Source organism: Embleya sp. NPDC025285 (assembly GCF_055558835.1).
This window is the reverse complement of sequence record NZ_JBVHLU010000266.1, coordinates 1-2,199: the sequence shown is the minus strand read 5'-3', so window position 1 is coordinate 2,199 and position 2,199 is coordinate 1. Positions and strand designations below refer to the sequence as shown.

At 71.1% G+C, this 2,199-nt stretch carries 1 protein-coding gene; it reads right to left on the bottom strand.

Annotation, left to right across the window (positions count from 1 at the left end):
- A partial coding sequence (locus tag ACZ4FV_RS52085; protein WP_465328482.1) for a polyketide synthase dehydratase domain-containing protein occupies positions 1-2,199 on the bottom strand: 2,199 nt, incomplete at both ends.

Here is a 2,199-nt window from a genome sequence, read left to right as displayed (position 1 = left end):
CCGCCAACAAACCCACCACCGACGCCCGATCCGAGACGTCGCACGCAACAACCTCCACCCGAGCACCCGAGGCAACCAACCCCGCCCGCAAACCCCCCACACCCGGCGCCGCCGAACCCCGCCGACTCACCAACACCAAATCCCGCACACCATGCCGAGACACCAGATGCCGAGCCACCAACCCACCCAGACTCCCGGTACCACCCGTCACCAACACCGACCCCGAACCCCAATCAGGCCCGGCAGCGTCCACGGGCGACGTGAACCGCGCCAAGCGCGCCGCGCGCACCGTGCCTTCGGATACCGACAGTTGCGGCTCACCCGATGCGACTACAGCGGTCACCAGTTCCGCCGAGGCGGCGTCCGAGGCGTCCACGTCCAACAGCACGAACCGACCCGGATGCTCCGACTGCGCCGACCGCACCAGACCCCACACCGCGCCCTGCGCCGGATCCCCGACCGCACCACACGTCACCACCACTAGCGTCGCGTCGGCCGTGCGCTCGTCGGCGAGCCAGGTCTGCACCACGTCCAGCGCACCGGCCGCCGCGTCCCGGGCGCTGCCCGCTGTGCCGACCCGGTACGTCACGACGTCCGCAACCGTGTCCAACGCACTCAGGTCCGAGCCGCTCGTGAGCTCGGGATGCCGTGTGACCGCCGAAGTCGTCCCGTGCGCGTCCACCGCGAGCGGAACCCAGTCCACCGTGTGCAGCGAACCTCGCGCCGTCGACCGACCGGCCGGCGCGGCGATCTCCGTCACCGGACGCAGCACCAGCGACGACGCGGACAACACCGGCCGGCCGGCGTCGTCGGCCAGCAGTACCGCGAGCCCGTTCCCGTCGGTCGGGGTGAGCCGGACACGTAGTGTCGTGGCGCCGGACGCGTGCAGTGCGACGTCGTTCCACACGAAGGGCAGTCGGGTCTGCTCGTCGACGTCCAGGACCAGCGGGTGCAGGGCCGCGTCGAGCAGGGCCGGATGCAGGCCGAATCCGTCCACCGACACGTCCGCCGGGAGCGCGACCTCCGCGTAGCGGATGTCGCCGCTGCGCCAGACCGCGCGCAGGCCCTGGAACGACGGGCCGTAGTCGTAACCGCGCTCGACCAGCAGAGCCCGGACCTCCGCAGGGTCGACCGGCGTTGCGGAGGTGGGCGGCCAGTCGGTCAGGTGGTCGTCCGGCTCCGCGGCGACGGGCGTGAGCGTGCCGGTGGCGTGTCGCTGCCACGTCGATTCGCCCACCGCGTCGCCGTCGTCCTCGACGCGCGAGTACAGCGCGAACGCGCGCCGTCCCGAATGCTCTTCCGCCGCCGCGACCCACAGCTGCACGACCACACCGCCACGCTCGCCGAGCAACAACGGCGCTTCCAGCATGAGCTCTTCCAGCAGCCCGCACCCGACCTCGTCACCGGCTCGAACCGCCAGTTCCACGTACGCCGTTCCGGGCAGCACGATCGCGCCGCCGACCACGTGATCGGCCAGCCACGGGTGCGTGCGCAGCGACAGCCGGCCCGTGAACAGCACGCCACCACCGTCGGCACGTTCCGCCGCCGCACCCAGCAAGGGGTGGCCCGAGTCGCCCATTCCGACCGAGGCGAGATCGGCCGAACGATCGGGCAGGTCGTCCAGCCAGTAGTGGTGCCGCTGGAACGCGTAGGTCGGCAGGTCCACGCGGCGTGCGCCCGGATGGAAGCCGGCCCACGAAACGTCGGGCGCGGCGCCGTTCACATACAGCGTGGCGAGCGCGACCATCGCGGTGTCCGACTCGGGCCGGTCCTTGCGCAGCACGGGTACGGTCACCGCACGCTCCGGCTCACGCAGCCCGTCACGAACCAACGCCGTCAGCGCGCCGTCCGGACCCAGTTCGACGAACCCGCGCGCGCCCTGGACCTCCAACGTGACCACGGCGTCGTGGAACCGGACCGGCTGTCGCACATGCCGGACCCAATACTCGGGATCGCTCCACTCGCCCTCGACCACCGCACCGGTGACCGTCGAGACGGCCGCCAACTCCCGTGCACCGAAAGACAATCCTTCGACCACGCGGCGGAACTCGTCGATCATCGGGTCCATCAGCGGCGAATGGAACGCATGGCTGACCCGCAGCCACCGCACCCGACGCCCCAACCCCTCGAAATGCGCCACGATCTCGGCAACCACAGCCTCCGCACCGGAGACCACCACCGAATCCGGACCATTGATCG